Origin of the sequence: Halorientalis sp. (assembly GCF_028275115.1) — an archaeon.
GTDB lineage: Archaea > Halobacteriota > Halobacteria > Halobacteriales > Haloarculaceae > Halorientalis.
In genome coordinates this window covers 1-25,450 of the sequence record NZ_JAQCNH010000108.1, presented here as the reverse complement: position 1 = coordinate 25,450, position 25,450 = coordinate 1, and the positions used below count along the sequence as shown (strand labels likewise).

Annotated in this window: 27 protein-coding genes and 1 tRNA gene; 16 read left to right on the top strand and 12 right to left on the bottom strand. The window is 65.1% G+C overall.

Annotated features, from left to right (window positions below; genetic code table 11):
• Positions 1 to 69: 69 nt before the first annotated feature.
• Positions 70 to 228, top strand: a complete 159-nt coding sequence (locus tag Q0964_RS14655) for an HVO_2523 family zinc finger protein (protein WP_299269008.1) — start codon at positions 70 to 72, stop codon at positions 226 to 228.
• On the opposite strand, the gene Q0964_RS14650 is transcribed toward Q0964_RS14655, so the two are convergent.
• Positions 222 to 890, bottom strand: coding sequence for a TVP38/TMEM64 family protein (locus tag Q0964_RS14650; RefSeq protein WP_299268987.1), 669 nt, complete (start codon positions 888 to 890; stop codon positions 222 to 224). The genes Q0964_RS14655 and Q0964_RS14650 overlap by 7 nt on opposite strands.
• Positions 891 to 973: 83 nt before the next feature.
• On the opposite strand from Q0964_RS14650, the gene Q0964_RS14645 reads away from it, so the two are divergent.
• On the top strand, positions 974 to 1,336 hold the full coding sequence (locus tag Q0964_RS14645; protein ID WP_299268984.1) for a DUF5830 family protein: 363 nt from the start codon (positions 974 to 976) through the stop codon (positions 1,334 to 1,336).
• Here the strand turns inward: Q0964_RS14645 and Q0964_RS14640 are convergent.
• Positions 1,333 to 2,406, bottom strand: a complete 1,074-nt coding sequence (locus Q0964_RS14640) for a DUF7115 domain-containing protein (protein ID WP_299268983.1) — start codon at positions 2,404 to 2,406, stop codon at positions 1,333 to 1,335. The genes Q0964_RS14645 and Q0964_RS14640 overlap by 4 nt on opposite strands.
• A 179-nt stretch (positions 2,407 to 2,585) precedes the next feature.
• Here Q0964_RS14640 and Q0964_RS14635 point away from each other — a divergent pair.
• Positions 2,586 to 2,726, top strand: a tRNA-Met gene (locus Q0964_RS14635).
• Positions 2,727 to 2,823: 97 nt separating this feature from the next.
• Here Q0964_RS14635 and Q0964_RS14630 read toward each other — a convergent pair.
• Positions 2,824 to 3,000 carry a hypothetical protein gene (locus Q0964_RS14630; protein ID WP_299268982.1) on the bottom strand — a complete coding sequence of 59 codons (177 nt, stop codon included), beginning with the start codon at positions 2,998 to 3,000 and terminating at the stop codon, positions 2,824 to 2,826.
• A gap of 110 nt (positions 3,001 to 3,110) precedes the next feature.
• Between Q0964_RS14630 and Q0964_RS14625 the strand changes: the two genes are divergently transcribed.
• From Q0964_RS14625 to Q0964_RS14600, 6 genes are all read left to right on the top strand, one after another.
• The gene (locus tag Q0964_RS14625) at positions 3,111 to 3,815 is read left to right on the top strand and encodes a 5-formyltetrahydrofolate cyclo-ligase (protein ID WP_299268981.1); all 705 of its coding nucleotides are present in this window, start codon (positions 3,111 to 3,113) and stop codon (positions 3,813 to 3,815) included.
• Positions 3,816 to 3,909: 94 nt separating this feature from the next.
• Positions 3,910 to 5,526, top strand: coding sequence for a bacterio-opsin activator domain-containing protein (locus tag Q0964_RS14620; protein WP_299268979.1), 1,617 nt, complete (start codon positions 3,910 to 3,912; stop codon positions 5,524 to 5,526).
• A 90-nt stretch (positions 5,527 to 5,616) separates the two neighbouring features.
• Positions 5,617 to 6,585, top strand: a complete 969-nt coding sequence (locus Q0964_RS14615; RefSeq protein ID WP_299268977.1) for a methyl-accepting chemotaxis protein — start codon at positions 5,617 to 5,619, stop codon at positions 6,583 to 6,585.
• A 45-nt stretch (positions 6,586 to 6,630) separates the two neighbouring features.
• Positions 6,631 to 7,059, top strand: coding sequence for a DUF8009 family protein (locus Q0964_RS14610; protein ID WP_299268975.1), 429 nt, complete (start codon positions 6,631 to 6,633; stop codon positions 7,057 to 7,059).
• Between the two features lie 36 nt (positions 7,060 to 7,095).
• A complete protein-coding gene (locus Q0964_RS14605) occupies positions 7,096 to 7,362 on the top strand; it encodes a helix-turn-helix domain-containing protein (protein ID WP_299268973.1) in 267 nt (88 codons plus the stop codon).
• Between the two features lie 258 nt (positions 7,363 to 7,620).
• Positions 7,621 to 7,881 carry a DUF8028 family protein gene (locus Q0964_RS14600; protein ID WP_299268971.1) on the top strand — a complete coding sequence of 87 codons (261 nt, stop codon included), beginning with the start codon at positions 7,621 to 7,623 and terminating at the stop codon, positions 7,879 to 7,881.
• Between the two features lie 3 nt (positions 7,882 to 7,884).
• On the opposite strand, the gene Q0964_RS14595 is transcribed toward Q0964_RS14600, so the two are convergent.
• On the bottom strand, positions 7,885 to 8,091 hold the full coding sequence (locus Q0964_RS14595; protein ID WP_299268969.1) for a CBS domain-containing protein: 207 nt from the start codon (positions 8,089 to 8,091) through the stop codon (positions 7,885 to 7,887).
• A 119-nt stretch (positions 8,092 to 8,210) separates the two neighbouring features.
• On the opposite strand from Q0964_RS14595, the gene Q0964_RS14590 reads away from it, so the two are divergent.
• Both Q0964_RS14590 and Q0964_RS14585 read left to right on the top strand, forming a co-directional pair.
• Complete coding sequence (locus tag Q0964_RS14590; protein ID WP_299268967.1) at positions 8,211 to 8,852, top strand: ribonuclease H; 642 nt, start codon at positions 8,211 to 8,213, stop codon at positions 8,850 to 8,852.
• Positions 8,853 to 8,894: 42 nt separating this feature from the next.
• Positions 8,895 to 9,290, top strand: coding sequence for a hypothetical protein (locus Q0964_RS14585; RefSeq protein ID WP_299268965.1), 396 nt, complete (start codon positions 8,895 to 8,897; stop codon positions 9,288 to 9,290).
• A gap of 106 nt (positions 9,291 to 9,396) precedes the next feature.
• Here Q0964_RS14585 and Q0964_RS14580 read toward each other — a convergent pair whose 3' ends face one another.
• Positions 9,397 to 11,655: an NADP-dependent malic enzyme gene (locus Q0964_RS14580; protein WP_299268963.1), complete on the bottom strand. Its 2,259-nt coding sequence runs from the start codon at positions 11,653 to 11,655 to the stop codon at positions 9,397 to 9,399.
• A gap of 123 nt (positions 11,656 to 11,778) precedes the next feature.
• Here Q0964_RS14580 and Q0964_RS14575 point away from each other — a divergent pair, with 123 nt between their 5' ends.
• The gene (locus tag Q0964_RS14575) at positions 11,779 to 12,288 is read left to right on the top strand and encodes a COX15/CtaA family protein (protein WP_299268960.1); all 510 of its coding nucleotides are present in this window, start codon (positions 11,779 to 11,781) and stop codon (positions 12,286 to 12,288) included.
• Between the two features lie 21 nt (positions 12,289 to 12,309).
• On the opposite strand, the gene Q0964_RS14570 is transcribed toward Q0964_RS14575, so the two are convergent.
• Entirely contained in the window at positions 12,310 to 13,836 is a 1,527-nt protein-coding gene (locus tag Q0964_RS14570) for a replication factor C large subunit (protein WP_299268958.1), read from the bottom strand.
• A 306-nt stretch (positions 13,837 to 14,142) separates the two neighbouring features.
• Between Q0964_RS14570 and Q0964_RS14565 the strand changes: the two genes are divergently transcribed.
• Positions 14,143 to 14,592, top strand: a complete 450-nt coding sequence (locus Q0964_RS14565; RefSeq protein ID WP_299268956.1) for a DUF7978 family protein — start codon at positions 14,143 to 14,145, stop codon at positions 14,590 to 14,592.
• Between the two features lie 110 nt (positions 14,593 to 14,702).
• Here the strand turns inward: Q0964_RS14565 and Q0964_RS14560 are convergent, their stop codons facing one another.
• A complete protein-coding gene (locus Q0964_RS14560; RefSeq protein WP_299268951.1) occupies positions 14,703 to 15,332 on the bottom strand; it encodes a metal-dependent hydrolase in 630 nt (209 codons plus the stop codon).
• 96 nt (positions 15,333 to 15,428) lie between these two features.
• On the opposite strand from Q0964_RS14560, the gene Q0964_RS14555 reads away from it, so the two are divergent.
• A complete protein-coding gene (locus tag Q0964_RS14555) occupies positions 15,429 to 16,136 on the top strand; it encodes a helix-turn-helix domain-containing protein (RefSeq protein WP_299268948.1) in 708 nt (235 codons plus the stop codon).
• A 19-nt stretch (positions 16,137 to 16,155) separates the two neighbouring features.
• Here the strand turns inward: Q0964_RS14555 and Q0964_RS14550 are convergent, their stop codons facing one another.
• On the bottom strand, positions 16,156 to 17,562 hold the full coding sequence (locus tag Q0964_RS14550; RefSeq protein WP_299268946.1) for an alpha/beta hydrolase family protein: 1,407 nt from the start codon (positions 17,560 to 17,562) through the stop codon (positions 16,156 to 16,158).
• A 292-nt stretch (positions 17,563 to 17,854) separates the two neighbouring features.
• Here Q0964_RS14550 and Q0964_RS14545 point away from each other — a divergent pair, with 292 nt between their 5' ends.
• On the top strand, positions 17,855 to 19,147 hold the full coding sequence (locus Q0964_RS14545) for an RNA-guided endonuclease InsQ/TnpB family protein (protein ID WP_299268944.1): 1,293 nt from the start codon (positions 17,855 to 17,857) through the stop codon (positions 19,145 to 19,147).
• 81 nt (positions 19,148 to 19,228) lie between these two features.
• Here the strand turns inward: Q0964_RS14545 and Q0964_RS14540 are convergent, their stop codons facing one another.
• From Q0964_RS14540 to Q0964_RS14530, 3 genes are all read right to left on the bottom strand, one after another.
• Positions 19,229 to 20,449, bottom strand: coding sequence for a hypothetical protein (locus Q0964_RS14540; protein WP_299268942.1), 1,221 nt, complete (start codon positions 20,447 to 20,449; stop codon positions 19,229 to 19,231).
• A gap of 158 nt (positions 20,450 to 20,607) precedes the next feature.
• A complete protein-coding gene (gene hmgB / locus Q0964_RS14535) occupies positions 20,608 to 21,951 on the bottom strand; it encodes a hydroxymethylglutaryl-CoA synthase (RefSeq protein ID WP_299268940.1) in 1,344 nt (447 codons plus the stop codon).
• Positions 21,952 to 22,023: 72 nt separating this feature from the next.
• Complete coding sequence (locus Q0964_RS14530) at positions 22,024 to 22,650, bottom strand: hypothetical protein (protein ID WP_299268938.1); 627 nt, start codon at positions 22,648 to 22,650, stop codon at positions 22,024 to 22,026.
• A gap of 212 nt (positions 22,651 to 22,862) precedes the next feature.
• Here Q0964_RS14530 and Q0964_RS14525 point away from each other — a divergent pair, with 212 nt between their 5' ends.
• A complete protein-coding gene (locus Q0964_RS14525) occupies positions 22,863 to 23,585 on the top strand; it encodes a CAP domain-containing protein (RefSeq protein WP_299268935.1) in 723 nt (240 codons plus the stop codon).
• A gap of 2 nt (positions 23,586 to 23,587) precedes the next feature.
• Here the strand turns inward: Q0964_RS14525 and Q0964_RS14520 are convergent.
• Positions 23,588 to 25,450, bottom strand: a 1,863-nt coding sequence (locus Q0964_RS14520; RefSeq protein ID WP_299268933.1) for a PKD domain-containing protein, incomplete at its 5' end; no start/stop codon positions are given.

Sequence of the window (25,450 nt, the reverse complement as noted above, 5' to 3'; positions counted from 1 at the left end):
CGGGATGGTTCTAGAATTCGGTCCGGATCGACCCGAAGAGTCAAGCCCGCGCTCGCCCTGGCCGAGGATATGAGTGACGAGAACGGCCAGTCCGACGGTGCTGGCCGGGTGTCCGGTCCGGCGGGTCGTCCCTGTCCACTGTGTGAGCGGCCGATGTACAGCCGCCACTGCAAGTACGTCTGCCCGGAGCACGGCGTGGTTTACGACTGCGCGGACACGTTTTACTGAGCGTCGGCGGTTCCCGGCCGGTGCCCGTCGACGAGATACCGGTACGCTGGCCCGGCGAGCAACAGGCCCGCCAGCGCGACCAGTCCGACGACGACGTCGAGACCGACGACCGTCCCTGTCGCAGTGAGGTCGTGCATCGACCGGCCCGCGAGGACGGCGGCGATCACCCACGGAATCTCGCCACAGGTCGAGCCGAGGAGGTAGTGCCGCAGGGGGACCCGCGTCAGGCCGGCGGCGTAGGAGACGGCGTCAGACGGCAGCGGCAGGAGTCGGGCCACGACGACGCTCCGGAACGCGCCGGCCGTCGCGACGAACTGACCGGCGCGGGTCTCGAACCGGGTCGACAGCGCGCCGCCGAGCCCCGTGTAGCGAGCGAGCAGAAAAACGGGCAGATTGGTCACGGCCGCGCCAGCCAGCGCGACGGGGACGCCCGCGAGGCCGTACACGTAGCCGGCGAGGACGGAACACACGGCGACGGGGAGGAGCGCGAGCGGGCGAAGCAGGTAGAGACCCGCCAGCACGACGGCGAACAGCGCCGGCTGACCGGCGAGGCTCTCGACCCACCGAAGAACGGCGGTCGGCGAGCGACCGGCGACTGCGACGGCCGCCACGGCGGCGAGGACCGACCCGACGAGCAGTCGCTGGCGCGCCACGTCTCGCATCTACTCATGAGGGGATTCCGGTACGGTATACCTCTTGTGGTGGGCTCACAACGCTTAATCAACTCGCAGTCGCAGTGGTGAGTGTGCGGGACGTCGACCCGGTGGAACTCGGCCTGGAGTTGCTCGCCAGCCTCGAACACGACTCCCTGTCGGTCGCCGCGGCACTCGACCGGATCGAGACAGTCACGACCGACCCCAACGTCCAGCGTGAAATCCTGGACACGGCCGTCGCCCGGGGTATCGTCGAGCGCGAGGACGGAACGGTCCGTCCGACGAGTCACGAGTACGTGAGCTTCGAGACGGACGTGATCGCGAAAGCGGGGGAGTTCTCCTGTCGCCGCTGCGGTGCCGGGCTGTCGACGGGTTACTTCATCACGTTCGATGCGGGGGAACACGGGCCCTTCGGCTCCTCCTGTATCCGGAAAGTGACCGGCCGAGAGGACTAACGGCCCTCGCGTAACTCCTCGATGAGTTTGTTGATCGTCCGTTGTTGCTGTTCGAGCAACTCGTTGTGGCGTTCGACCGCCGTCGTCAACTCGGTGAGCTGGGCCTCCACGGCGTTGAGGTCGCGCTGACTCGCCACGTCGCTCTGGCCGGCGGCGGACCGACTCGCACCGGACTGGCCCCCCGTCGACCGACCGCCACCAGCGTCGGCGGACTGCTCCCGCGTCCCGGCCGACCCGGACGTCGGGTCGGTCCCGGTTTCGGGGTGAGACTGTGACCCACTCCGTGAGCCGGACTCGGCCGACCCGTCCGCCGTGGGGCGCTCGGAACTCCTGTCCTCTCTCCCGCTCTCGTCGCCAGAGACCAGCGGGTCGATTCCGCCGCCGATGTCGATGTCGCTGCGACCGTTGCTGCCGTCGCTCTCCGTCTCCTCGTCGACGCCGATGGTTGCGTTCAGTCTCTCCAGGCTACCGACCTCGTAGAAGTCGAAGACGGCGTTCTCGACGACCTGTTGGACCCTGCGCGCTCGCTCGTTCGGGGTCTTGATCCGTTTCGGTCGCCCCTCGACTTCGAGGATGACCTCCGTCGCGACGTTGCCCTGCTCGAAGGAGAGGCCGGTGAGGTCGGCGAAGGGATACTCCTCGAAGTCCTCCGTCCAGACCGCCGAGCCGATGTGACGGACGACCCGCTTGTCGGTGACGATCAACACGAGTTCGCTGAACCGAAAGGCCCCGGCGACGGACTCGTCGGGGTCGGCCACGTCGTCGGCTCGAAGGATGCCGGTCAACAGCAGTTCCAGCACTGCTCCGTCTCTGCCGCTCGGGACGCCGAACGTGCGCGTGCCCTCGACGTACTCGAGGACGAACTTCGTCTTTCGACGCCCTTCCTTTACGTCCAGCCCCTCCACATCGTGGGGGAACTCCCGGGCTTTCTCGTCGCTCAACAGCCCTTCGGCCCGGTACAGCAGCGTCCGGGTCGGCGTGAGATAGACGACGTCCTCGTCACCGAGGTTGACGCCCAACTCGATGTCCTCGCCCCCGAGCGCGTCCCGGACGAGGTCAGGAATCTCCATGCTCGTTGTGTACTTGCCGGGTGGCTTAAATCCGCGGGTGGTTTGACCTCAGAGTCCGCCCACGACACCCGTCGCGCCGGCACGCGCCGTGTGTGGGATTCGCTTGCGGCAGCGGGGATAGCCGCACGGAGATGGGAAAGTTAAAGACGGCCACTCGTCAATATTCGGGTGCAGACCGAGCCCGGGTGGCTTAGCTGGACATAGCGCCGCACTCATAGGGATTCGAGACTCGTGCGCGGCGTCGCTCCCCGTCCCGTGAGGCCCGTCAGCCTCGAACCTGGGACATGCGGAGATCGAGGGTTCGGAGCCCTCCCCGGGCATTCTTACTACAGGTCACGAACGCCGTGAGTGACGAAACGGTGAGAAACTCGAGGCTGTTGCTAGCCGGTGTCCGAACGGAACTGGCCGACCGGGTGGTTATCGCGGCACGTCGGTGACGCAATCGGTCGCGATCCAAGCGTCGGTGTTACCCGACTCGGTGAACACGGTCCGGTCCGACGCCCCGTCGATGGTCGTCACCGTCGGCCGTCCCCGCGTTTCGGTCGTAGAACCGCGATCCCCCTCTTCGCCACCGGTCCTGTCGGCACCACTCATACTATTGAATCGTGAGACGAAGTCGTAGCCGTTGTGCCATCATGTTACGGCCGTTTGATACGGCACCGTCGTCCTGAAGGCTAAAGACGGTGGCGCCGCTGGTATCGGGTATGGACAAGGAGGCCCTCCGTGAACGCGTCTGGGACGAACTTGAGGCGAGCGAGGACGCTCGGTTTCCCTTCCCGCCACACGGGCGTATCCCTAACTTCGCGGGTGCGGACGACGCCGCCGAGCGACTGGCCGACACCGGGGTCTGGGCCGACGCCGACGTCATCAAGGCCAACCCCGACGCGCCACAGCTCCCGGTCCGGCGTGCGGCCCTGCGACAGGGGAAGACCGTCTACATGGCTGTGCCGCGACTGCGTGACGAGAAGTGCTTCCTGCGGCTCGCTCCCGACGAGGTCGAGGACATCGACCACGCGACGACGGTCGGTGGCTCCGCCGAGGCGGGCGTCCAGGTGGCTCCCGACGAGATGCCCGAGATAGACCTGGTCGTCTCGGGGAGCGTCGCCGTCACCGCCGACGGTGCACGGGTGGGCAAAGGCGAAGGGTACAGCGACCTGGAGTTCGCAGTCCTGCGGGAATCAGGTCTGGTCGACGGGGCGACACCGGTCGTGACGACCGTTCACGGGCGACAACTGGTCGAGGCAGACGGGTCGGCGGACGACCACGACGTGCCGCTCGACGTGGTCGTGACGCCCGGGCGAACGCTCCGGACTGGTGGCGGTGAGAAACCGGCAGGCATCGACTGGAACTCGCTTTCGGCCGAGCGCCGCGCGGAGATTCCGGTGCTCTCGCGATTCGCGCCCGAATGACGGCGGCTCGGTGGCCGGTCACGCCGCCGCACCTGGGGTCGATTGCGGCTGTATTGGGGGATTTTTATGCCGCTGCAGACCCGAAAGGGATTGAATGGAAGTAACCGAATCGATAGCCAGAGCAGCCCTCGATACGCTGTCGAGCCAGATCGCTGTGCTGGATGAGGAGGGACACATTCTGTTCACCAACGGTTCTTGGGGGACTCCGAGAAACGGGGCTGCTGGCACTGACGCGGACGCGGAGGGGGTCAACTACTTCGATTCGGTCGATCCGACCGTGGACGACCACGCAGTCGAGGCGGTCAGGGGGATCAGGCGCGTCCTCGACGGCGAGTGCGAGGAGTTCACTCTCGAATATCCCTGCCACACACCGGAGCAACAGAGCTGGTTCCTGATGCGCGCGACGCCGTTTACTATCGGCGACGGCAACTTCGCGACCGTCGCGCACATCGACATCACGGACCGTCGGCTCGCCGAACTGGAGGCTCAAGAGAACGCCCGGCAGGCCCAGCAGGAGCGGCAGAATCTCGAACATCTGGTCGACCGCATCAACGGTCTCGTTCAAGATATCACCCAGTTGTTGATCGAGTCGGTCTCTAGAGACGAAATCGAACACGGAGTCTGTGAACGACTGGCCGACACCGACCCGTACGTGTTCGCCTGGGTCGGTAGTGCTGGTATCTCCGAGGAACAGTTACGCGTGCGGGCGGCGGCCGGGTCGGCCGACGTGAACCTCGACGATGAGTCGGTCGTGCTCGACGCCGAGGCACCGACGCCGAGCGCGCGGGCGTTCGCGACTGGGAGCGGGCACATCGTCACGACAGTCGACAGCGGGTCGGCTGTCGGGCGACGCTACGGGGACGCGGGAATTGAGGCACTCATCTCGGTCCCGATCGGCAGCCGAGAGAGCGAGTACGGCGTTCTCACGGTGTGTGCAGGCCACCCCGACGCCTTCGACGAGCGCGAGCAGGTCGTGCTGGAGGCACTCGGACGGGTCATCGCCAACGCCATCGACGCGCTAGAGAGCAAGCGAACGCTCACAGCCGACCGAATCGTCGAGATGGAGTTCACCGTCGACGACCCGACGCTCCTGCTCAACGCCGCTTCGACCGAACTCGACTGCCGGTTCTCCTACTCCGGTTCGGTCTACGGTTCGGGCGGCATGCTCCGGGAGTTTTACACCGTCGAGGGCTGTGGTCCCGAGGTCATCCGTTCGTTCGCGGCCGAAGCGGACGCCGTCACCGACCTGACGGTGCTGGCCGAACACGACGACGACTGTCTCGTACAACTGACGCTCGAGGGGTCGCTCGTAGAACTGCTCGTCGACAGGGGAGCGGTCACCAAGGAAGTGATGAGCGACGATGGCGTGACGACGTTCACCGTCGAACTATCCCGCGAGGCCGACGCTAGAGCGCTCTTCGAACTGATCGCGGATCGCCACGAAGGGACCGAACTCTCGAGCTATCACGAACACGAACGCCCGGTTCAGACCCGCCAGGAGTTCCGGGCAGGCCTCGAGGAACGCCTCACCGACCGACAGCTCACCGCGCTCCGGACGGCGTATCACAGCGGCTTCTTCGACTGGCCGCGGGCCGTCGACGGCGACGAACTCGCCGCGATGATGGACATCTCCCGGTCTACCTTCCACCAGCACCTCCGCGTCGCCGAGCGGAAACTGCTCGACTCCTTTTTCGAGCGTGACCGACAGTAACCGGCCGACACGCGACCGAGGCAGTGAGTTATCAATTCTGACAGCCGGGTAGCCACCGTTTTGTTCCAACTACTCGTTTATTCTGTAAGAATGTCCCGTGACGACGGCACAGACGCCGGCTTCGGCCGAAATATCCAGGACGAGAGCGAACAGGATGTCGACGGCGACCGGACGTACGATCACGACGCGGCGACCGAGATTCAGACCTCGATCGCCGACCTGGAGCGGTCGTCGACCGAGATCGCCGAGGAAACCCGGGAAGTCTCGCGGTTGGCCCGCGACCAACACCAGGGACTGTCCGAAGTAACGAGCGAGGTGTCGACGCTGTCGGCCTCGGTCGAGCAGATCGCCTCCTCCGCGGAGGAGGTCGCTGCCGCCAGCAAAGAAGCCCGAGACCTCGCCGACGAGGGGCAGAACTCGGCCGAGGAAGTCGTCCACGCGATGGAGGAGATACAGGCGGCGGCCGATAGCGTCGCAGAAGACGTACGGACCATTCAGTCGAGCGTCCAGGAGATCGACGAGATCGTCGAGATTATCAACGACATCGCCGACCAGACGAACATCCTCGCGCTGAACGCCTCTATCGAGGCCGCCCGCGCCGGCCAGGCCGGAGAGGGGTTCGCCGTCGTCGCCGACGAGATCAAAGACCTCGCCGGCGAGTCACAGACCCAGGCCGGCGAAATCGAGGCCATGATCGACGAGATACAGGAGAACACCGAGCAGGCTGTCGGGAGTCTCGAACAGAACAACGAGCGAATCGAGGGTGGCATCGAGTCGGTCGACGACGCTATGGGCACGCTCGAAGCTATCAGCGAGACCGTCCGGGAGGTCAACAACGGAATCGAAGAAGTCGCCACTGCGACCGACGAGCAGGCCGCCTCGACCGAGGAAGTCGCCAGCATGGTCGATACATCGACCGACAACGCCGCAGATGTGGTCGACGCCCTCGACCGGATCACCGACGACCTCGAGGACCAGACCGACGAAGTGGTCGACATCGACCGGGCTATCGACGACCTGGTCGGGGACGCACAACGACGAAGCGCGACCGGTGACTGAGTGGGGACGGGAACGCTCAAGACTGTGGACTGCCACCTTACCCCCATGACCGGGTCACCCGATCCGACGGCGATACGCTCGCTCGCCGTCGCCGCCGAGGACGTCGTCACCGCACTGGAAGCGGTCCGCCGGAGCGGACAGGACCCAGTCCTGCGAGTGACACCGCCGTTCAGCGGACGGATGCGCGCTCGAATCCACCGCGACGGCGCCGCCGAGTACGACGAACCCGCGCCGATTCACGTCGACCCCAACACGTTCGTGGGCGAGTCCGCGCCGCCGTACCCGACCCCCGCCGAGACCGAGGACGACCTGCGCGACGACGAGACCGTGGAGTACACCCGCGAGCGCCACCGCGAGCGTCACGCCGAGGCCGTTACCGCCTGGCGTAAAGCCGTCACCGATCACTTCGTCGATACCGTCACCCTCGAGACGCGAGTCGGCCCTCACGAGGTCGGCGTCACCGTGCTTGGCTGACGCCACTGTTTTGTCTGTCCCCACCGAATCGCCGGCATGCCCGATGCCACGTCCGACTCGTCGATTCTGAGCCACGGCGAACGCGAGGTCGCGGCGATGCTTGACGACGGCCACTCCGCCGACGAGATCGCCACCGAACGGGACGAGTCCGTTGAGTCTACCGAGAAGGCCATCGACCGTATTCGCGAGAAAACCGACCGTGCGCTCGCGACGCTTCTCGCCTCCCCGTTCACCGACCGCGCAGTCGCCGACCTCGACTCGGCGGCCCGGGATAGACTGCGCTCCGAACTCGAGACGCCCTAGTAGCCGACGCGGACTCCAGTATCACCGTCTGCTATCGCGTAGCCGGCCCGAGCCGTTCCAACCGTCTGTGCTCGGAATAATGGTCACCTGTGATTCGACGTGACGGCGTCAGGTTCGAGTATAAAATTTATCCGCCACTCTGTGCCCGTCGTGAAACGTCGGATCGCCGTCAGTGCGTAGATGAAATAAATCGAAACGAGCCGAAGGCTCGACCAACTATAAGGGGTCAGCTATTCTACTGTAGAGTAGAACGATACGATGGCATCGTCAAGTCCCTCCAGTAACGAACGGAAACTGTTCCCGCCAGTGAGCGACATCCGCCCCGCGCTGGCGCAGTACGGGACCGGTCTGAAAGCCGGTGTGACCGGTCTCGCCTTCTGGTCCGCGATTGTCCTTCCATTCCTCTACCTCCCGCTTCTGGCCTACGGTCTCCGGAGCAGGTCGATGGCCGGTGCGTTCGTCGGCCTGCTCGTCCTGAACGTGGTCGCCGCAGTCATCGGCCACCGCTACCACGACTGATTCTTACTCCCCGTTTTCGACTCGCTCGTCGCGTAGCGCCCGGAGTCGGTCTTCACCTGCGATGATACCGACGACCCGACCGTCCTCGACGACCGGCAGGCGACCGACGTCCCGGTCGCGGTCGGCCAGCAGGTCCAGCACGTGGTCGATACCGCCGTCGGGCGTGACCGCCTCCACGTCAGCCGTCATGCTGTCACGGGCAGTGAGCATGGGCGGGGCGACGGTCGGTCCGGTAGTAGGCGTTCCGGCCTTCGAGTATCCCCGTGAGCACCCGGCCGTTCGCCGCGGCGGGCCATATATTTAAAATGCTTCGCGTCTATACAATATGTATGGCCGCTTACGGCCGGCCGTCCCTTCGGGACCTGTTCGACGAGTCGCCGACGCCACACATCGCACACCCCCCTCGCACCCACCATCGAGATTTCTATCTCGCCACGGACGGCTCCTACAGAAACCGGCGTGGCGCAGTCGGGGGCGGGGACGAACCCGACGGTGGTCTCGGTGCGGTTATCGAGACACGCGACGGGGAACGCGTGGCGCGGCTCTCTGTCACGGACAGCGCACCCGACAACAACGTCGCCGAGTACCGCGCGCTCCACCTGGGACTCGACGTCCTTGCGGCGCGAGCACCAACCGACGCTCGCGTCGGCCTCCTGATCGACCACGACGATCTGGCAGGCAACGTCAACCAGGCCGTCATCGACTCCCGTGGAGCCGACTGGAACCCCGCCGTCTCCGTGCCGGCGGCTACGAACCACCACTGGCGAGGGATTCGCGCCCGGATCAACGGATTCGACGAAATCCGAGCCGCTCGTATCTCCAGTGACGTGAACCCGGCCCACCCGCTGGCGAACGCGCCGGACCAGTACGCACACGTCAACCACGAACCCGACCGCTGTGTTATTCCAGAGGCTCCGACCGAGGAGCAGGTGCCACCACCGTCCCGGTCGGACCGCGGTGCCAGCGACTGACGCGGCAAGATTTAAGATACTGGCCGTTACCACGATGTGGCAATGGGGAGCGACGGGGGGTTCTGGGAGCCGGTGTCGTCAGTCGTGCAGGCAGGAGTGCTGACGCTCGCGCTGACCATCTACGTCGTGGTCGAGTTGTGGCCGGGACTGTTCCCGGACGGGCCGGTGGTGTGGTCCCTGCTCGGGGTTGTCGTCGGCGCTGCCGCCGGACTCGGCTACGCGTACCTCGACACCGTCCGGTTGGCCACCGACCCACTCGACGAGTACGTTTTTCTGGTGACGATGCTGGCCGTCGGCCTGGCCGCCGCCAGACTCCTCTCACCTGTCGGCGTCCCGGCCTCCGTGACGGTCGGCGTCGTCGTGTTCCTCTGGACCGGCCTGGCCGCCGAGTACTACTTCGAGACCGAGAAACAGCTAGCATTGCTTCGGACCGAGTGAGTACGGTCGAGAGCCGTCGCGCCGAGCATCCGCACGCGAAACAGTTTCTGACCCAACTTCGTGCAGGTGGCGGTGCCCATCGCGTACCACCGACATACAGCGGTGGCTAGTAGTCGTTCTGCTGAGCGTCGACGACGGCCACACTCGCCAGGTTCACGATGTCTTTGACCTCGTCGCCACGCTGGAGGACGTGGACGGGTTTGTCCATACCGACGAGCATCGGGCCGATGGCCTCCGCGCCACCGAGGCGCTGGAGGAGTTTGTAGCCGATGTTGCCGGCTTCGAGGTTGGGGAACACGAGAATGTTCGCGGGTTCTTCCAGGTCCGAAAAATCGTACGTCCCGCTGAGGATGTCCTTGACGACAGCCGTGTCGGCCTGCATCTCTCCGTCGACGGGGAAATCGACCGCCGGGTCGCTTCGGAGGAGTTCGGCGGCCGTCCGGGGCTTGCGCGTCCCCTCGTTGTCGACGCTCCCGAAGTTCGAGTACGACAGCATCGCCGCCCGGGGCTCGATATTGAATCGACGGGCCAGTTCGGCGGCGTGGCAGGTCACCTCCGAGAGGACCTCCGCGTCGGGGCTCTGGTTGACGGTGGTGTCGACACAGAACACGACGCGGTTCTTGAACGTAAGCATGTAGACGCCGGCGGCGTAGTTGGCGTCGTCGGCGGTGCCGACGATCTGGAGCGGCGGCTTGAGCGCCGAGGGGTAGTTGTGCATCAGCCCCGTTAGCATGGCGTCGGCGTCGCCCATCTCCACCATGACGCTCCCGAGGTAATTGCCGTCCTGAACGAGTTCGCCGGCCTCACGGCGGGTGATCCCTTCGCGCTGTCGGAGGTCGTACAGTCGTTCTGCGTACGGTTCGAGGCTGCCTTCGCCGGGGTCGACGATCTCGGGGTCGAAATCGAGCGCCAGCGTCTCCATGATCGCCCAGATGCGCTCGCGGTCGCCGATCAGGATGGGTTCGGCGACCCCCTGGTCGGCCATCTGGTAGGCCGCACGAATCATCTTCTCGTCGTCGCCCTCCGCGAGGACGACCCGCTTCGGGTCGTTTTTAGCTTTGTTGAGGACGACCCGCATCATCTCTCTCGACTTGCCGAGGCGAGCTTCGAGCTGTTCGACGTACGCCTCGTGTTCGATGTCGACGCGGGCGGCTCCGCTGTCCATGGCGGCCTCCGCGACGGCCGGCGCGACCTCGAACAGCACACGGGGGTCAAGCGGCTTCGGGATGACGTACTCCGGGCCGTACTTCAGCGGCTGGTCGCCGTAGGCCTTGACGACGGCGTCGGGCACGTCCTGACGGGCCAGGTCGGCGAGGGCCTCGGCGGCGGCCCGCTTCATCTCCTCGTTGATTTCGGTCGCGCGCACGTCGAGTGCGCCACGGAAAATGAACGGGAACCCGAGGACGTTGTTGACCTGATTCGGGTAGTCCGAACGGCCAGTCGCCATGATGACGGTGTCGTCGCGGGCCTGTTTGGCGTCCTCGTAGCCGATCTCGGGGTCGGGATTGGCCATCGCGAAGATGATCGGGTCGTCGCCCATCGACTGGACCATCTCCGTCGAGACGATTCCGCCGACCGAGAGGCCAACGAACACGTCAGCGTTGATCATCGCGTCCGATAGGTCCCCTTCGGGCACGTCCCGTGCGAACTCCTTTTTGAACTCGTTGACGTCGTCGTTCTCGGCGCGGGCCTGGGTGATGATGCCCGAGGAGTCACACATGGTGATGTTCTCGCGGTTCGCGCCCAGCGAGATGTAGAAGCGCGCGGTCGCGATGGCGCTCGCGCCGGCACCGGAGAAGACGATATCCAGTTCCGAGAGGTCCTTGCCGGCGATATCGGTGGCGTTGAGCAGAGCCGCCCCGGAAATGATGGCGGTGCCGTGCTGGTCGTCGTGGAAAATGGGGATGTCCATCTCCTCGCGCAGGCGGCCCTCGACCTCGAAACACTCGGGGGCCTTGATATCCTCCAGATTGATCCCACCGAAGGTCGGCTCCATCGAACTGATCGAGCGGATCATCTCCTCGGTGTCGGCGTCCTCGAGTTCGATGTCGAACACGTCGATGTCGGCGAAGCGCTTGAACAGGACGCCTTTCCCTTCCATCACGGGTTTGGAGGCCTGTGCACCGATGTCGCCCAGACCGAGCACCGCGGTGCCGTCGGAGACGACGCCGACGAGATTCCCCTTTGCAGTGTAGGTGAACGCGTCGTTGGGGTTGTCCCGAATCGCGCGGCAGGGGGCGGCGACGCCCGGCGAGTATGCGAGGCTCAGATCGCGCTGTGTGTTGGTTGGCTTCGTCGTCGAAATCTCCAGCTTTCCCGGGGGGTCCTCCCGGTGATAGTCGAGTGAATCCTCGTCTAGTCCCATGCATTATGGGGACCTTGCCAGCGTAAAAAGGTAACCGAAAATAATGTTCGACGTTCGTCGAGTGCCCCCGAGTCGCGAGGACGAAGGGCCGAACATAAGTAGGTGCAAACCTGAGAACCGATTATGCGACTTGGCTTTCGCCACCTCGCCGCGACGACGATGGGCATGACGTTCTCGCTCATCTTACTCGGCGTGTACACCGGTGCAATCGGTGCGGGACTGTCCTGTGGGGCACGCTGGCCGCTCTGCAACGGCGCCGTATTCGGTCTGTTCCCGGCCGACTGGCCGAGTTTCGTCGAGTGGTTCCACAGATTCGTCGCGATGGTTACCGGCTTCATGATTATCGGCACGACCTACGCCGCCTGGAAACACCAGCCTCGGGCCGACGTTCGCTGGGCCTCGACCGTCGCCCTCGCCGTTCTGCCCATGCAGGTGTTGCTCGGCGCGAACACCATCTGGGCCTACGGACCCGTCGCACAGGTCCTCCACCACACTGCCGCGTTGACCATCTTCGCGGCCATGACCGCGACGACTGCCTGGGCGTTCCAGAGCGCAACACCCGTGGCCGACACCGCAACCGACCCGGACACCGACGCCAGCGCCGACGGTTCGTCCGGACCAGTCCAACTCTGACCACGACTCCGTTTCGAGCCGTTACACGAAGTCGCCCAGCCCCGACTGCTGGTCGTCCGCGCCCGTTTCCTCCTCTCCCGGTTCCGCTTCGCCGGGTTCGCCGTCCGATTCCTCGGACCCCGCGTTCGCGGCGAGCGTCGCCTGCCCGTCGCGGTCGTCACTCCCGTCGGTCCCGTCGGCCGTAGCTGTGGCCTCTGTGTCCTCGTTTCTGTCGTCGGTCCCGTCGTCCGTCGCCCCGGCGCGGCCGCCCTCGAAGGCGCCCTCGGAGTGTTCGACTGCGGCGTCCTCTCGGAGTCGCTCGGCGTCGTCGACGATGTCCTGGACTTTGTTGGTATCCTCGCCGGAACCGGTAACGAAGGCGACGTGTTCGGCGTCCAGGTCGTACCGGGCGGTCATCGCCACGGTGAGTTCGCGGTTCTTGCAGTGGTGAGTCATCGCTGCCAGGTGGGGAACGACATCGCGGCGGGCGGTGGCCATGCTGACGCCGAGGTGTTCGGCGACTTTCCGGGCCACGTAGTCGCGTTTCTGACGGGTGCCCCGCGAGCGACCGAGTTTCGACCAGTAGCTCGGTGGGCCGTAGCGAGTCCACCCGCCCTTCTCGCCGCCCCGAGCGGCGGCGACGCCGGCGGTCATGTTGTCGCCGGCGTACCGCCAGTAGGAGTAGTCCTGTGTCGCCCGCACTCGCCCCAGCCAGCGGTCGGCGTTGGCGAGGAAGTCGTAGGCGCGGGCCAACTCCCGACCTTCGTAGTCTTTGGGCATGTTGTCCTCGATCCAGTTGATGAGGTCGTCCGGCGTCTCGTCGACGTCGTAGGACGCTTTCAGCGCCCCCTCTGCGTCCGCCTTCTTGATGACGGTGTCGAGGTAGTCGAAGACGCCGTTCGTTCGGTCTCGTTGGCCGGTGACCACGTCCTCGGCCTGGAGTTCGGTCCGGCCCTGTGCCAGCGCCTGCAGGTCGTTGACCGCCCCCCGCAGGTCGCCGCTGTTGGACTCGGCGATGGCCGACAGCGCCTCCTGCTCGAACTCGATGTCCTCTTTACGGCACACGTCCCGGAGGACGGGAACGATAGAGCGGGCGGAGATGTCCCGGAATTCAATCTCCCGGCAGGCGTTCCGGAGAGTGTTCGACATCTCGTAGAAGTCGTTGGCGATGAGGACCATCGGCTGGCCTGCCTCTCTGACGATGGACGTGACCGCTCGTGACCCGCCGCGGTCAACGTTACCGTGGAAGTTGTCGGCCTCGTCGACGATGATGAGCTGTTTGCCGGACTCGCCCAGTGTCGTGTTCTTGACGGCACGGCCGGCCAGGCGCTCGATGTCGTCTTTCGTCCGGGAGTCGCTGGCGTTGAGTTCGACGACGTCCCAGCCCATGTCGCTGGCCAGCGCGTGGGCCGCCGAGGTCTTTCCGATTCCGGGACTGCCGTGTACGATGGCCGCCTCCCCGTGCTCGTCCCAGGTCTGGCCCCACTCCCGTAGGGTGTCGCGGGCCTTGTCGTTGCCCCGGAGCTCGGAGAGCGTCGACGGGCGGTATTTCTCCGTCCAGTCACTCATTATCGAGGGGAAGCACGGGCCGCGTTTAGCTTCTACGGTGCAGAGAGCCAGGCTACCCGCTCCGGGAAGCGGTCGGACGACGCCGAGTCGGTGTGGAGCTCCGTCCACGTCTGGCCCCGACGCTCTCCCGCTGACTACCAGTCCGTGGCGACTCCGTCTGTGAGAATCGGTTCGGCTCCTGCACTGGGTGGCGTGGAACACGGGGCCACGAACGAGACGGGGTGTGCAGCGTGTTCACTCGACTACACCCTGCGCTGGCCGGTGGGTGCCACAAGGCTCATTCCGTGGGACGGTGGGGTGGAGCGTATGAATACGGAGCAGATTCGTGCGTTACCACTGCGTACAGGCACCGTCGCCGGCGTGGGCGCGTACCTGCTCGGGTACGTCTTCACGTATCTGCTGGTCGGGGGAGACGTCCGCGAATCGCTGGGGAACCGGGCTGTGGAGGCCATCGCCGGACAGGACGTGACCTATCAGGCGGTGGGCTGGGTGTTCTACATGCCCACCTGGTCCCGACGGTGTTCGAGGTGGAGGCCTCTCTTCGGCGGGTCCAGTAGCGTCGACCGCATCGCGCAGGTCGACGCGTTCTCGGCCGTGCTGTATCTGCTCCCTGCTCTCCTCCTGTTCGGGGCGGGACTCGCCGTCGGCCGCCGTCGCCTCGGGACCGCCGACCCGGCCAGTTCGGCGAAGGCGGGCGCGACGGTCGCGGTTGGGTACCTCCCGCTCGCTGTCGTCGGCGCGTCTCTCTTCCGCTAGGGTGAGGCGAGTTTCGTCAGCCCGGACACGCTGCTCGCACTGGTCCTCGCGGGGCCGGTCTCCTCCCTCGTGCTGGGCGCGCTCGGGAACGCCGTCGCGGGTCAGACGAACTAATCCTGCCGGGCACGAGCCCACAGGACGACGGGGCTGGTGAGGACGAGCAGGAGTTGCCAGCCCGACTGTGCGACAGGAAATACGCGGTCGACGTTCTCGGGTTCGCTCCCGGCGGTTGGATCGACGCCGCTGTTGACGTGGTAGGTGTCGGTCGTGCCTAGTTGCTGCGGGCCGGGTTCGGGACCGCCGATTTCGACGAACGTCTGGACGAGCCCCCGCTGTGTGGAGTATTCGAGTGTCCCGCCGACCGAGTAGAACTGGTCGACGAGCGGGTAGAACGGGTTGGCACCCCAACTGGTGAACAGGTCGAGTCCGACCGCCGCGAAGACGAACGCCACGATGGCGGTCCAGGCCACACGCGGTGCCTGCGTCCCGAACCGGGTCGTGAGCCACGGTCGAGTTCGCCGCAGGTCATAGTAGAGGAGGCCGGTTGCGACGACTGGGAGAAGCAGTGTGTGGAACGCCGCACGGTGAGCGCCCGGAATCGCCAACCCAACGAACACGTCCAGGTCGGCGAAGGTTACGACGGCGAAGACGACGGCCAAACTCCGGCGGGAGAAGGTGTCTCCGAGTAATGCGGCGGCGAGGATACCCCCGAAGGCGAGATGCACCACCGTCGATGGCATAGCGACGTTATCGGCTTGGTCGGCAAATCGCTTCCGGTGGGTCACCCTCTCTGCTGTGCCGGTACATTAAAGCCGTTGAGTGCGCCCACTGGCGATATGGGACGCGGGCCACGGCGTGAACTCGCCGAGAAAATCGCCGGTGAGATCACGCTCAGCAACGACCCGGGCGCGACCCTGCGGAAGTGGCGGACCGACTTCGACGTGTCCCAGACCGAACTGGCCGACACGCTAGCGGTTTCCTCGTCGGTTATCTCCGACTACGAGAGCGGCCGCCGGCAGAGTCCAGGCATCGGCGTCATAGAGCGCATCGTCGGGGCTCTGCTCGACATCGACGAGGGTCGCGGTGGCGGACGTATCCGCCAGCACGCACGGGTCCTCTCGGCCGGGTTCGACAGCGAAATCGTCCACGACCTCCGGGAGTACCCCGCGACCATCCCGATAGAGCGGTACCACGACACCATCGGCGCGACGGAACTGGTCGAGGGGTCGCAGGCGACCGTCGCCGGCCACACCGTCATCGACAGTATCGAGGCGATTACTCGCCTCTCCAGTGAGGAGTTCTACCGGCTCTACGGGCAGTCGACCAACCGCGCGCTGGTGTTCACGAACGTCACGCGCGGGGAGTCTCCACTGGTGGCGATGCGTGTCGTCACGCCCACGCCCAACGCTATCGTCCTCCACGGCCTCGACGAGGACAGCCTCTGGGAGCACGCGCCGCGACTGGCCCGCATCGACGGCTTCTCGCTGGCCGTGACGACGACGGACCTGCCGACGATGCTCGACGGGATGCGCGAGTTGCCCTGAGAGTGAGTTCGAGGACGGCCTATCTGCCGCTCCGGTCGACCCAAGCAGCGATGTCGGTTACCACGGAGTCGGCAACGTTGTCGTGGAAACTGTACTCGGCGCCCAGCGACGGCTCGGTACCGGACTGGAAGAGATGCGAGAGGTCCGGGTACAGAAACGTGCTCGTGTTCGCGGCGTCGCCGAGGTCCGACCGCCACTGTGCGAAGTCGTCTTCCTCGGTGACCTGGTAATCGCGCCCGCCCTGGAAGAACGCCAGTGGCGTCTCGACGCGCTTTGCTGTCGCAACCTGGTCGTAAGCGAGCAGACTCGACCACCACGACCCCGGGAGACCCATGACTCGTTCGTCAGGGGCGACGTCGCCGTTCTCGACCCGGACGAGTGTCTCGTCGAGGGTCGCGATCTTCTCTCTCTCCGCCTCGCTGAGCTCCCCGGTAACCGAGAGGAGGTACCGTCGCTGATCACGCACGACAGCAGTTATCGGCCGGGCGTTCGCGGCTAACATCGCCCCGCCCGCGAGGGCCGTGCGCTCGGCGATCCGCGGCGTGCAGGTGGCACCGAGGCTGTGGCCGACGACGTATCGTCGGTCCGGGTCGATCTCGTCCTGTGCGCCGAGCAGGTCGACCGCCTGAACGGCGTCCTCGACGACGATGTTGTTTACGTCCCGGTCGCCAGGTGGGACGTCGCAGGCCGCCGTCCGCTTCTCGTAGCGCAGGACCGCTACACCACGAGTAGCAAGTCCCCACGCCAGGTCTCTGAACGGCTTGTTTGGACCGATCGTCTCGTCACGGCCGTGCGCCCCACTGCCGTGAACGAGGACGACCCCGGGAACCGTCCCGCCAGCATCCGCACGTCCGCCCGCGCTTCCAGCGACCCCTCCGGGAACGCTGAGCGTCCCGGGGAGTGAGCACCCGGTCCCCTCGACGGTGACCGTGCGTTCCGTGAACGCCGACTCGTCCGCGTAGGCCGGCGGACTGTACTCCGCCGGGAACCGAACCGTGTCGATATCTCCCTCATCGAAGGTACATCGCACGGACTGGTCTGCCTCGTCACAGCGAGCGGTCACGATGGCCACTGGACGCCCCGTCTCTGTCGTACGCTTGGCGCCCACGACCTCCCGGAGCGCACCGTGTTGTGCGGTGAGTCCGAGCCAGAGTCGCTCGAGCGTGTTCGCCGACAACCGAGTCGCGGCGTCCGTGGTGAGTCGCTCACGTGCCCGCCGGTATCCGCCATCGCTGAGGTCACGGACGAACGCCTGCGCTGTGGCGGCGTCCGTTGGCGTCGGACTCGCCGTCTCGGTGGGTGATTCGGTCGGAGTTACTCCGGCGGTCGGCGTGTTGTCCGTCGACTCGTTACAACCCGCGAAACTGCCGGCGAGGACGATACTCGCGAGACTGCCGAGGAAGGTCCGCCTGTCGGGGGACGTCATTGTCTACACTGTATCCACCCGGGAAGATGGATACCGGTAGCGTGTTTCGCGTCATGAAACACCGCCTCGACCAGCCGCAAGTGACCGACACCGGTGGCCGTGTGAGACCGGTTCACCGGAGCCGTAGTGGGGGCAGCGAGCGATCAAAGAGTCAGCGGATACAGCGCGGATGCCCACGGCTTTAGCCGTGGGAGCAAGCGCGTACGCTCCGTGCAACGATCCACCAGTATCAGCATTTCTGACTCCCAACGTAGTATAAAACATTAATAAGGAATAGATACTACTGTGACATATGGCGTGGGAGGTGACTCGAACGGTTCGCGTCCGTCTCGACGTGCCCGACGACCGAAAGAGCGACCTCCACGCTACCAACTCCAAATTCCAGTACTGTGCGAACCGCACCGCAGACTGGGCGTGGCGCCATCCCGACGAAGACTGCGTGACCAGCAAGAGTGAAGCGGAAGCCGGTATCTACGACGACCTCCGCGACGAAACGGACGGCTTGCACGCGAACCTCGTCCAGAAAGCCATCAAACGCGCCACCGACGATATTGGCAATTGCGTTGACCGACTTGCCGAGGGCGAGACCACCAGCAGGCCCGAATACGACACGTTCAGCATCGCCTACGACAAGCGCGCCGCCACCTACTACCGCGATAAGGTAAGTCTCGCTACCGTCAACGGCAGAGTCGAATGCGAGTACGACCTGCCCAACGACCCCGAGGGAACGCCACACGGCGAGTACCTGCTGAACGAGAACTACTCGTTTTCGACCAGCACCGTCCACTACGACAGCGACGCCGGCGAATTCTACCTCCACGCGGCGATGGAACGGGAACTCGACGCGAGCAGTCCTGAGAAAGCCGAGGATTCGAGAGTCCTTGGCGTGGACTGCAACGTTGACGACCATATCGCCGTGACCTCGACAGGCGCATTCGTCGGCAACGCCGACTACCTCAACCACAAGCGCCGCGAGTTCGAGAAACGGCGTGCCAGCCTGCAACAGACCGGGACGCGAAGCGCCCACCTGACCTATCAGCGCATCGGTGACAGGTTCGGTCGCTGGAGCCGTGACTACCTGCATCGGTGTTCGAAAGAACTCGTTGCAGAGGCCGAACGCCACGGCTGTACGCACATCGCGTTCGAGGACCTGGCACAGATTCGAGAGTGCATCAGCGACGGCAAGAAATTCCAGCAGTGGGCATTCCGTGCGTTACAGGAACAAGTTGCGTACAAAGCCGACGAACACGGCATCGTGGTCGAGACAGTCGAACCGTCCTACACGAGCCAGCAATGCTCGAAATGTGGCTGTACGCTCGAGGAAAACCGTGACGGGCAACACTTCGCCTGCTTGGACTGTTCTTATACTGCGAACGCAGATTACAACGCGACGAAGAATATCGCCCGGAAGCTCGCGCTTCAACTCCAGCGGGGGCAGAAGTCCCCTGCTGGAGGGGCGTTCTGTCAGTACGCCCTGAACTCGGGGGTGATGACCGTGAACGCGACTGACGTAGCGTCCGACACTCCCGTGTCGGCAGAACGGGAGTCCACCGACAAGCCCACCGCTTCAGCGGTGGGTAGCTGACACGCTCTCTCGCACGCTGATCTCGGTGGCATCTGTACAGATTGGGTGGGTGATGCCCACCGCTGGACGGAAAACAGTGGGTTAACAGAGATTGTCCTGATAGGACGCCGACCCGGCCAGCCCGCCGTTCAGTTCGCGTCCGGCGGCGTCGGAGAGAAAAGCCTCGTCGGCGTCGACGGTCGGGGAGAGCCAGCCCTCGCTGGTGTGGGTGCCGCCGTCGACTTCACCGACGACGTTGTGGAGGAGTTCGTGGGTGATGACGTGGACGCGGAAGGGAACGTCGCCGTTGTAGGCCTGTCGCTCGTCGTCGACGACGCTACCGAAGCCGGGGGCGCTGGCGAAGCCGACCTGACTGCCACCGCGGACCTCGCCGACGACGACTTGGTGGTACTGGCAGCGCCGTGGGCCGAGGTTCTGAGCGGTGTAGTACTGGTGGACGCCTTCGACGCGCTCGCCGGATACCGACACTTCGCTGCCGATGGCACCACCGTAGCCGTCGTCGCGCCCGTCGTCGATGTGGAGGGTGATGCCGGTGGACCCATCGGGGTTTTCAACGGGCATCTCCGCCCAGACCTGCTTGAGCGCCTGCTTCTCGCGATTCGAGAGGGGGTGGGTGTAACTGCCGTAGTCGAATTGGACGTACAGGTCCATCCGGCCGGGGTCGGCGTTCGGGAGTTCCGCGCCGCCCGGTGTCCGCTCACGGCGCTCCCAGCTGTCCTCGAGGCGGTCGCCGTCGCTGTCCGGTTGGGGCTGGTCGTACGCGCGCTCGTCGTCGCTCGCACCCTCGACGCCGCCCTGTGTCGCAACGTCACCGGAGAGCACGTCGTCCATCCGCTCGCTGGCGTCTTCGAGCGCGGTCTGTGGGTCGTTTCCGTCCGTGAAGTTCCCGGCGTTGCTGACGGCGCTACTCTCGCCGAGGTCGCCAATCACGTACGGGAGTGCCCCGACCGAACCGATGAGAAAGAGAACGGTGAAACAGAACGCGAAGGCCGCTTTCCCGATTGGCGTGTTCGGCGAGACGAACCGGACGATGCGTTTCGTCCGGGGACCAGCCCGCCTGACCGCCGCGTAGCCCACTTTGGCGAACTCGTAGGCGACGAACACGGTGACGAACATCGTCCCGAGAAAGACCGTCACGATGAATGCCCAGTACGGGAGTGCTTCACTGGCCCAGCGGATTCCGTCGACGACGACCTCACCTGCGGGTGCGAACAGCCGTCCGACCCGCGTCGGGAACGCGACCAGCACCGTGACCAGCCCGACGATCGCGCCGACGAACGCGCTCTCCGCTGGATGTACCATACTAGTGAATTGTTCCTCGCCCGGTTTGAATCCCCCGTTAATTTTATCATTATCGATAGTTTTGACTGGGTCGGATTCGTCCCGGCCACCCGGAGCGTTCGGGCTGCTGCTACGAGAACAAGGTATCAAAATCGAAAACGGCGAGTTGTAATGTGTGGTTACTCCACGTAGCGGTACTTCCGCTCACCCATCCGGCCCCAGCCGTCGAAGACGAACTCTGCATCGGGCGTCGTGAACTCCTCGGCGTCGGCCTGTCGCTCCTTGTCGTGGTTGTGGACGTCGTGGATGTGCTCGTACTCCTCGAACGACAGCGGGTAGCGCCTGCCGAGTTGCTCGTCGATACTGAGCTGTTCGATCTCGTCTTCCCAGCCCGGCTGGACGGTCTCGGCGTGGATCTCCGCCTGTGCGCCGCTCCCGTAGGAGCCAACGAGTAGGCGCTCGCCGGTCATGTCCGCACCGGCGTCCAGGGCCACTTTGAGACCGCTGATGCGAGCGACGTGAACGGAGCCGGTGTACCAGTTTCCGACCTCCCGGGAGATGGTGAGCGTCGGCTCGATCACGTCGTCGTACCACCCCGCGTAGGTGTCTGTCTGTTTGAGTTTGTCCGTGTACTCGCGAATAGAGTCCCTGAACGCCTTCTCGTCGTCGAACGCTTCGGGCCGGGGCTGACGCCCGATGTCCTGGGCCAGTTGCTCCTCGACACCCGTGTCCCGGATCATGTGCCGGAAGCCGAGCAGTGCGGCCTTCCGGACCATCCCTGGGAACGGCGTGTGGAACGGGACGAGTGTGAACGTCTCGGGGCCGACCTCGCCCCACACCGACTCGAAGTCCTCGACGGCTTCGCGCATTCGCGCGAGGTACACCTGGACCGACCGTTTCCCGTCGACCGACGGGAACTGCTGGTTGGGTTTGAGGAAGTCCGTTTCGTCCGCGCTGCCGAAGCCCTGTTCGGGCGATAGCTCGACCAGATCTGGGTCCTCGCTGATCAACAGTGCGACCGCGCCCGCGCCCTGGGTCGCCTCGCCCGGGTCGCCCCGGGCGTACAGCGCCGTGTCGGTCGCGACGACGATGGCCTTCCGGCCGCGGTGACGGCCCGCGCGGATCCAGTTGTACGCGTCGTCGATGCTCTGGGTGCCCGCCACGCACGCGAACTTCCGCTCGCCCTTGTTCGCGTGGTGGAAGTCGCCGCCGTACACCTGCTCCAGACAGCCCGCGATGTACGTCGAGACGGGTTTGGAGTTGTCGAACGCGCTCTCGGTTGCCACGTCGATCCGACCGATATCACCAGGCTCCAACCCGTTGCGCTCCATCAACCGGTGGGCTGCGTTGGCCCCCATGGTCACGATATCCTCGTAGGTGTCCGGGAACGAACTGGAGTGCAGGCCCAGTCCTTCGGTGTACTTCTCCGGCGACTCGCCCTTCGCGGGCGCGAACGTCTCCGCCAGGTCTAGTTTTAGCTTCCCCGTCCTGATCTCCACGGCGTCGATGCCGACCGCTGTCATACCTCTAAGTCGGGGAACGTGGTATAATATATTGTCGACTAAACTATCGACGATTGTCGAAAGAAGTTCGGCTCACTCCGCAGTGTCGACCGGTTCCCACCGGAGGTCGAAGTCGACGAGGGCGTCGTCTTCGAGCTGGGAGTACTGCTCGCCACCGTTCGGGACGGCCCGTGGCCAGTCGGTGTTGTTGACGACGATGTGGTACTCGCCCGGGGAGACAGTCACCGACTCGTTTCTGACGTTCGTCGCGTGGAAGGTACTCACTTCGCCCAGGTGACGTGCGCGGTGGCGCCGCTGGAACGCGCCGAACTCTTCGCGGGTGAACACGAGCACATCCACCGGCGGGCCGCGCCGCACGATCATGTCGTAGGTGAGGGCCGCGGTCGATTCGAGGTCCACGGCGAAGTTCTCGTAGCTGTTCTCGTCGAGCATAAACTGCCCACCGGTCACGCGGGACCGACGCTGCTGGTCACCGACGCTGAACTGTGCTTCCGGCCGGTCCACTGTCGGCGTGGCTGTTTCGGCGTCGGTTTCGGCCACCGTATCGGTCGCCTGGTCGGCCGTGGACGTCGGCTGGCGGCCGGCCCGTGGCGCCGGTTCACTCGTCTCGGTGTCTCGTGGCGACTGGTCGCTGACACACCCAGCGGAGAGTACCGACAGAACGGCCAGCCCGAATCGGCGACGCGACAGCCTACTCATACGTCCGCATTCGGAGCCAGCGCAAAGATGTTTTTGACGTATCGGGCTCAGAGTGGCGATTCTGTGCGTATCTACCAGTGAAAGACGCGAAACATATTTTATCGCGGCGGCCGAGTATGTCAAGAGAACTTTCGTTCCATGATGACCGGCCTACCGCGAGACATCCACACGCGTGAGCGCACCGACGGTCCGCCCGCCGTTCGCTCGACAGCATGAAGCGTGCGATCGCCGCGTCGCTACTCCTCCTCACGGTCGCCGTGTCGCTCCCGGTCGTCGCCGACGGACTGCAGTCGACCCCGGAACGGGTCGCCAACTCCCCGTCCGGGACACCACCACCAGTGACGACTACCGACACCGATACCGGTGAAACGTCCACCGAAAGGGCCGTAGCCGAGTCGGTTACGGTCACCCCCTCGGGCCAGTCCGCAGCAGTCGATGCGCCCGACGAAGCGGACGAGGGGGCGCTGAACGAAACACGACTCGAACGTGCGCTGGCCGCTGCGATCAACGACTACCGTCACAATCCCATCCGGAACGACGTCCTGGACGGGACTCTCGAAACGAACACCACGGTCGCACGGCGACTCGGAACGCTCGCGCGCAACCACAGCGCCCGCATGGCGCGTCTACACCTCGCCGCGCCGACGGCCGGCGAGACGAGGCCCGCCGACCACTACGCGGCGGTCGGCCTCGACTCGTCCTGTCGAATGCGCCACCAGTACGAGTCGTACCTGCGCCCGCTCTCGGACCTGGAACTCGTCACGAGCGTCGATCCGAACGGGACGAACGAGACGGTGACGGCGAACGCCGTCGTCGACCGCTGGTTCGCGGATCGCACCTCGCGGGAGACGCTGACAATCCGGAACGCGAACCACGTCGGGACCGGGGTCGTGACGGCCGACGGCATCGCATACGTCACCGTCGCGCTCTGCTGACGTCAGGGGACGGCCTTCGTCGCCGTGTCCGCATCCCCGCTGTCGTCAGTCACACGGAGGGAGACGCGACCTGCATCGATCTTGGTCTTTCCAGGCGTCTGCCCGGTGGCATCGTCGAATATTCCGTCGTCGTCCAGGTCCCACTCGTAGCTCGTGATCGAGCCGTCGGGATCGGAGGAGCCACTTCCGTCGAGGTTGTACTGGCTGTTTCCGCTCGCAGTGCTGATCTGGAGATCGGCCGTCGGGACCTGATTCCCGCCGGTGCCACCGGGCCGGATGGTGAACGTCGAGCGGTCCGTCTGCCCCCCGGCCGTCGGCCGGTAGAACGCGGTGATGGTGACGCTCCGACCGTCCATGTCGAGCTGATCGCCCGCCGAGTCCCGGAATTCGTACAGGTCGAACGTCGCGTCCGACCCGGCCGACAGCTCCGGGTTCCCGTTGCTCCAGTAGTAACTTCCGTCGTCGAGGTCGAACGAGACCGGGAGTTCAGCTTCTGCCCCTGTATCGACGTACCCGTCACCGTCTGCGGAGACGTAGAGTTCGCTCTCCGTTGCCGACGGTGGTGAAATTGGGTTCGCAACGGTATCGTCGAGTGACGAGATTTCACCGTCGACTGGATCGACCGAGACCTCCGTAATCTCGATGCGCTCCCCGACTTCGTTGGTGACTGTAAAGTCAACGCCGCCGGTAGTGGTCGGGTCCTGTGTCGCGTCGTCGTTGTAGATCAGGCCGCTCTCCTCCGGACCGGAGGGATTCGTCGAACCGCCGGCCGTCACCTCGACGCTCAGCGACACGTCGCTCGCCCGCCCGTCGGCGAACGCCGGACCCAGGGGCTGGAGGCTGAAGTTGAGCTGGTTCGTCCCCGTCGTGCCGGGCGCGGTGTACTCGAACTGGACGCGCCCGTCGTCGTCAGACTGGTCCTGCCCGTCGACGCTCCCATCCTCGCCGGGCGCGACCCCACCCTCGACAGTCACACCCTCGACCGGGTTGTTGTACTGATCGCGGACTTCGAGGACGACCTCGCTCGTCGACCCCGTCGTCGAACTTGGGTCGGTGGTGACCGCAGTCAGGTACGCGTCGGACTCGTCCGTGGCCCCCGTCCCGACGCCGACTTTCGTCATCGTGAGATCGTACTCGGCGGGTTCGAGCGTCAGCGTGATCTCGTAGGTTTCCTCCGAGAGTTGCGTCTCGGCGATGCCGCTGACGTACTTCTCGGGATCCGAGCCGTCCGGATCGTACTCGGACTCGAGGAGTCGTTCCCACTGGGCCGCCGGCAGGCCCGACTGGAAGGTCAACTCGATCGGGTTGCTCCCGTCCTCCACGTCGATGGCGTCGCCGCTTGAACTGATCGGGTTCACGTCCACCGCAGTGGCGTCAGCTCCTGTCCGGCTGAGCGAGCCGTTGACGGTCACGACGGACAGGTCGGTCCCGTCGATCAGGAGCTGACCCGTCCGCGCTGCCGCGCCGTCGGCGAACCGGTTGTACAGGACGGTCTGTCCGTACACAGTTCTCGGGGAACTGTCGTAGACGTTGTAATTGGGGTCATAGACGATGCGCCCTGTGTTGTACGACCGTCGGGTACCGTCCCAGAAGTCGTCGGTGTCGCCGTCGACGGCGACGACGTTCGTGAGGTTGAACCCCACACTCTGGTTCGTCGTTCCCACTGCCCGCAGGGTTCCTGCTGGTGGCCCCGGATTGAGCGTGACCAGTCTGCTCGGGTACTGCGTGCCGAGCGTCACCGAGACAGAACGCCCGTTTCGATCACCCGTCATCGACACGATCGCGTTTCTGAGGTCCTGCACATCCTGCTGGACCTCCTGGTTGTGGTTGAACTCCACCTCGCGGTTCTGGTCCGGGACGACGAA

Coding starts and splice junctions, on each gene's coding strand:
- Q0964_RS14655 (WP_299269008.1), top strand. CDS start 70: ATGAGTGACGAGAACGGCCAGTCCGACGGTGCTGGCCGGGTGTCCGGT.
- Q0964_RS14650 (WP_299268987.1), bottom strand. CDS start 890: ATGCGAGACGTGGCGCGCCAGCGACTGCTCGTCGGGTCGGTCCTCGCC.
- Q0964_RS14640 (WP_299268983.1), bottom strand. CDS start 2,406: ATGGAGATTCCTGACCTCGTCCGGGACGCGCTCGGGGGCGAGGACATC.
- Q0964_RS14630 (WP_299268982.1), bottom strand. CDS start 3,000: ATGAGTGGTGCCGACAGGACCGGTGGCGAAGAGGGGGATCGCGGTTCT.
- Q0964_RS14625 (WP_299268981.1), top strand. CDS start 3,111: ATGGACAAGGAGGCCCTCCGTGAACGCGTCTGGGACGAACTTGAGGCG.
- Q0964_RS14620 (WP_299268979.1), top strand. CDS start 3,910: ATGGAAGTAACCGAATCGATAGCCAGAGCAGCCCTCGATACGCTGTCG.
- Q0964_RS14615 (WP_299268977.1), top strand. CDS start 5,617: ATGTCCCGTGACGACGGCACAGACGCCGGCTTCGGCCGAAATATCCAG.
- Q0964_RS14610 (WP_299268975.1), top strand. CDS start 6,631: ATGACCGGGTCACCCGATCCGACGGCGATACGCTCGCTCGCCGTCGCC.
- Q0964_RS14605 (WP_299268973.1), top strand. CDS start 7,096: ATGCCCGATGCCACGTCCGACTCGTCGATTCTGAGCCACGGCGAACGC.
- Q0964_RS14600 (WP_299268971.1), top strand. CDS start 7,621: ATGGCATCGTCAAGTCCCTCCAGTAACGAACGGAAACTGTTCCCGCCA.
- Q0964_RS14595 (WP_299268969.1), bottom strand. CDS start 8,091: ATGCTCACTGCCCGTGACAGCATGACGGCTGACGTGGAGGCGGTCACG.
- Q0964_RS14590 (WP_299268967.1), top strand. CDS start 8,211: ATGGCCGCTTACGGCCGGCCGTCCCTTCGGGACCTGTTCGACGAGTCG.
- Q0964_RS14585 (WP_299268965.1), top strand. CDS start 8,895: ATGGGGAGCGACGGGGGGTTCTGGGAGCCGGTGTCGTCAGTCGTGCAG.
- Q0964_RS14580 (WP_299268963.1), bottom strand. CDS start 11,655: ATGGGACTAGACGAGGATTCACTCGACTATCACCGGGAGGACCCCCCG.
- Q0964_RS14575 (WP_299268960.1), top strand. CDS start 11,779: ATGCGACTTGGCTTTCGCCACCTCGCCGCGACGACGATGGGCATGACG.
- Q0964_RS14570 (WP_299268958.1), bottom strand. CDS start 13,836: ATGAGTGACTGGACGGAGAAATACCGCCCGTCGACGCTCTCCGAGCTC.
- Q0964_RS14565 (WP_299268956.1), top strand. CDS start 14,143: ATGAATACGGAGCAGATTCGTGCGTTACCACTGCGTACAGGCACCGTC.
- Q0964_RS14560 (WP_299268951.1), bottom strand. CDS start 15,332: ATGCCATCGACGGTGGTGCATCTCGCCTTCGGGGGTATCCTCGCCGCC.
- Q0964_RS14555 (WP_299268948.1), top strand. CDS start 15,429: ATGGGACGCGGGCCACGGCGTGAACTCGCCGAGAAAATCGCCGGTGAG.
- Q0964_RS14550 (WP_299268946.1), bottom strand. CDS start 17,562: ATGACGTCCCCCGACAGGCGGACCTTCCTCGGCAGTCTCGCGAGTATC.
- Q0964_RS14545 (WP_299268944.1), top strand. CDS start 17,855: ATGGCGTGGGAGGTGACTCGAACGGTTCGCGTCCGTCTCGACGTGCCC.
- Q0964_RS14540 (WP_299268942.1), bottom strand. CDS start 20,449: ATGGTACATCCAGCGGAGAGCGCGTTCGTCGGCGCGATCGTCGGGCTG.
- hmgB (WP_299268940.1), bottom strand. CDS start 21,951: ATGACAGCGGTCGGCATCGACGCCGTGGAGATCAGGACGGGGAAGCTA.
- Q0964_RS14530 (WP_299268938.1), bottom strand. CDS start 22,650: ATGAGTAGGCTGTCGCGTCGCCGATTCGGGCTGGCCGTTCTGTCGGTA.
- Q0964_RS14525 (WP_299268935.1), top strand. CDS start 22,863: ATGAAGCGTGCGATCGCCGCGTCGCTACTCCTCCTCACGGTCGCCGTG.